The organism is Pantoea sp. Cy-639 (assembly GCF_011752525.1).
Taxonomy (GTDB): domain Bacteria; phylum Pseudomonadota; class Gammaproteobacteria; order Pseudomonadales; family Pseudomonadaceae; genus Aquipseudomonas.
The window spans coordinates 1-3,894 of sequence record NZ_VWXI01000036.1 but is presented as its reverse complement, the minus strand read 5'-3'; the positions used below and the strand labels follow the sequence as shown (position 1 = coordinate 3,894).

Here is a 3,894-nt window from a genome sequence, read left to right as displayed (position 1 = left end):
GGCGAATGGTCGAGATGCGTTGGTTGAGGGCGTCGTACTCATGCTGCCAGACGGCAACCATCGGTGTACCGGTCGCGAGGTAGTGCTGATGCTCGCGGGTCAGGTTGCCCGCCTCATCATGGAACCATTGCAGCTTGCTGGCGGCGTTGATGGCCTGGATCAGCTTGCCGTTGCCATCGTAGGAGAAGGTTTCGGTTTGATTCTGATCGCCCAGGCGGGCAGTTCGCTCGACCAGGCGGTTCATACGGTCGAAGCGCAGGTCAATGCGGCGCTGGCCAACCTGGGTGGACGCGAGGCGTCCGGAGTACTGATCGTACTGGTAACGAGTCACCAACCCGTCGAAGCCGGTCTCCTGCAACAGACGGCCAACCGGATCGTAGAGGAACGTCGCCTTGCTTTCGTTCTCGTTCTCCAGCCCGATCAGGCGACCCAACTTGTCCCAGCGATAACGCAGGGTGTGCTCATTGGCATCGATGCGCTCGGCCAGCATCCCGGCGGCGCTGTAGTACCCGGTAGCAAAGCGTTCGCCGACTTCAAAGCTACTCCAGCGCGAGTCCGTGCCACCTATAGATTTATTGTGTCCTAGCCATTAAATAATTACTTGTACCGAAATAGAATGGCTATCCAGCACGTTGCGATTTTATCCACGAGTGAATTTCTCGCCTAGTGCGCTTCACGTGGGACAACTTAATAATCAGGCATAACTCCACGCCATCATCAATTTTATTTTTATTTATCGAGTAATCGCTGACACCTTCGCAGATTACAACTCTTATAATATTACCTGTAATTCGATGACTGGCTGAAAATATTGGATTTGCATCCATAAATGGAGTGCCATTGGCAAATCGGGCATTATAGTGCGGGCATTTGAAAACGTCCTTCTTAAACCCGCACCTTGCGACTTCTTCAAAAAAAATCTCTAGAAACCTTGCTTCTAGACGGTGATAAGTTTCTGGATTGTCAAGATAATCTTCAAACATACTTTATTCCTTTGTAAACGCCTTGCCAGCCCTAAGGATTCTCCGAACAAGTTACCCACCAGCCGGAAATGGACGACTTGGAGATGCCGAAAATCCCGATTTTCAGCCGCTGATTATTGGAAAACCAAGGCATAGCCTTGGTTTTCTGCCCTCATGGGCGCATCTCTCCCGCAGCAGGCAATAATTGCCGGCGCACCATCCACAGATTCGACAGCGCGAACAGTGTGGTCAATTGCGCCGTATTCTTGGCCAGGCCGCGGAAGCGGGTCTTCACATAACCGAACTGACGCTTGATCACCCGAAACGGATGTTCGACCTTCGCTCGCGCCTGCGCTTTGACCCTCTCGATCTTGCATCTGGCTTTGTAGAGCACGCCGCGTTTGCTCAAGTGCTTGTACGTGCTACGACGAGCTGCAATCTGCCAGATCACTTGCCGACCGTCGTGCTCAGGCCGTTTCTCTACGCCGGTGTAACCGGCGTCAGCACAGACAACGTTCTCGCCACCGTGCAACAGATGGGCAACTTCCATCACGTCAGCCACGTTGGCGGCGGTGCCATGAACATGATGCACCAGGCCCGATTCTGCGTCGGCTCCGATGTGCGCTTTCATGCCGAAGAAGTACTGGTTGTCTTTCTTCGTCTGGTGCATTTCAGGATCGCGTTTGCCTTCCTTGTTTTTGGTCGAACTGGGTGCGTGGATGATAGTGGCGTCGACGATGGTGCCCTGGCGCAACGACAGGCCCTTGTCTCGCAGGTAATTGTTGATGGTTTCCAAAATGCCCGCGCCAACTGATGCTTCTCCAGCAGGTGCCGGAAGTTCATGATCGTCGTGTCTTCGGGGATCGGAGCGCTGAGCGTCAGACGAGCAAACTGACGCATCGAAGTAATCTCGTACAGCGCCTCTTCCATGGCCGGATCACTCAACGAGAACCAGTTCTGCAACAGGTGAATGCGCAGCATGGTTTCCAGTGGATACGGCTTGCGGCCACCGCCAGCCTTTGGGTAATGCGGCTCGATCAACGCCACCAACCCGCTCCACGGCACCACCTGTTCCATCTCGGCCAGGAAACGCTCGCGGCGGGTTTGCTTGCGCTTACCGGCGTACTCGAAATCGGAAAAGCTCATCTGGCTCATGGGATGGCGAGCTTGGAGAGGGCAGTTGGACGGAGGGCTATTTCAGCACAGGTCAGATGACCTGTGCTGACTTGTTCGGAGAATCCCTAGCACGCATAAACTAGACGATACTTTAATCTCAATGCCTACAAGGGCATCAGTCATCGACCCACCAATTCAACAGCGTGTCATCATCAAGATTCTCAAAGTTTTTATATATATTTGAGTAATACCAATCGACACCAGTTTCTTCTTTGAACTTATTAAAAAGCGCCTGTATGTTGCTGATCCCGCTTTTTGACGGAACACTAAACGCAAGATTACCGCCCCTTAATCCGTCAAGGGTACCAGATAGCAGATCATTTACGTCTTTCTCCAATTTCTTTAACTTGCCAGACTCAAGACCCTCCGCATATATGTTGATACAGAAGTTCCCTCCCCTTTTGAGAACAAGCGCAGGGGAATTTAGGTTTTTGATCGAGATCAAGTCTCCTCTGGCTAAATTTAACGCGAGTCCAGGAGAAGAAAGAAGCTCATAAATATCATCCCCCTTCTTGATTGCTGGCAGCTCCTCGTAAACCGGACCTCTATCCGAAACGAAAACTTTGATCAAAGAAACTCTATCTTTACCGTCCATAAGGTGCTCCACAGCTTCCTCTCTCAACGCATGACATTCCTTGCTTAGCATAGCCGCTATTCCCCGCGCTCAAATTGCAAGCCGCACCTTCGAGAGCAGTGTTGCAAGGCGCAAGATTCCCACCTTTCGAGGTCGGGACGTTGGTATGCCCAAGATGCATGTCATCTGGATTCGTCGACGTTTGCCCGCATCTCCAGCAAACATACACACCATTATTATGTTCATTAGCCTGATCGATCAGACTATCGCGCACTTTCTGCTGTCCTGTCCGATTGCCACCATTTACCACACTCTCCGCCATTACCTGTGGGCTAACCCCTTGTCCGTCAGTTTTTGCGAAAGTTGAAGGAGGCTTCTTGGCCAAGCCAAGAGGGTCAACCCATTCAACGGGGTTTACCGCGTAGGAAAATAGGTTTAGTCCTCCCCAATATCGAATCGGGTCTTGGGCTACAAATCGCCCTGTCTTGGGATCATAGTACCGATATCGGTTGTAGTGTAACCCAGTCTCTTGGTCATGATACTGACCCTGGAAACGGATAGGGTTGCTCATTCCGTGCTGACGGGACCAATCAGAGCGCTTTTCACTTACCTCACCCCACGCCTTGTATTGCCCTGCCCAAGCGAGATTGCCCTGCTCGTCAGTGAGCTCTATTGGCGTACCAAGGTGGTCGCAGTGATACCAGGCAATGGCATCAAAGCCTTGTGGCTTCATCTCTGTCTGCCACAACGGATCCTGATCGAAGTTGTACTCCCGCTGACTCCAGTCCGGCTGCTTGTGCAAACGGATCGGGCTGTTGCGCAGCGCCTGAGCGACCGGCACGAAGCTGCCTGGTTCGTACAAGTAGTGCACGGTTCGGCCAGTATCGCCGTCATCCCGCGGCGGCGAGCTTTCCCACGCCAAGGTGTCGCCATCCCAGCCAAACAGCGTGAAGCCACATTCCAACTCACGTTGGCGTTTGGCGCGCTGCATCTGGTTCCAACCAGTGCCCGCTTCAGGGCGATCCCAGAAGTGCGCCACCGAATGTTTGTGCAAACGACGGCCCAGGGCGTCATAGCTGTAGTCGACCTTGAGCTTGTCGTCGTTGTAACTGGCTAACCGGTCGAACAGGTCCCAGGTGAAATGCGCATGGGCACCGTTGTGCAGGCGGTGGATCAGGTTGC

4 protein-coding genes and 1 pseudogene are annotated in these 3,894 nt (G+C 52.9%); all 5 read right to left on the bottom strand.

From position 1 onward, the window contains the following. A pseudogene (locus F3J43_RS23580) lies at nt 1–490 on the bottom strand (hypothetical protein); the annotation flags it as partial. 130 nt (nt 491–620) lie between these two features. After that, nucleotides 621–983, bottom strand: coding sequence for a hypothetical protein (locus F3J43_RS23575; RefSeq protein ID WP_166892971.1), 363 nt, complete (start codon nt 981–983; stop codon nt 621–623). Nucleotides 984–1,134: 151 nt separating this feature from the next. Then, a protein-coding gene (locus tag F3J43_RS23570) for an IS5 family transposase (protein WP_286184996.1) occupies nt 1,135–2,117 on the bottom strand; the annotation gives its coding sequence in 2 pieces (ribosomal slippage) (nt 1,135–1,757 and nt 1,757–2,117; 984 coding nt in all). Between the two features lie 136 nt (nt 2,118–2,253). Further along, nucleotides 2,254–2,733: a DUF4265 domain-containing protein gene (locus F3J43_RS23565; protein WP_166892968.1), complete on the bottom strand. Its 480-nt coding sequence runs from the start codon at nt 2,731–2,733 to the stop codon at nt 2,254–2,256. Beyond that, nucleotides 2,723–3,894 (bottom strand): RHS repeat-associated core domain-containing protein (locus tag F3J43_RS23560; protein WP_205298069.1); only part of this gene is annotated, 1,172 nt, incomplete at its 5' end. The genes F3J43_RS23560 and F3J43_RS23565, both read right to left, overlap by 11 nt.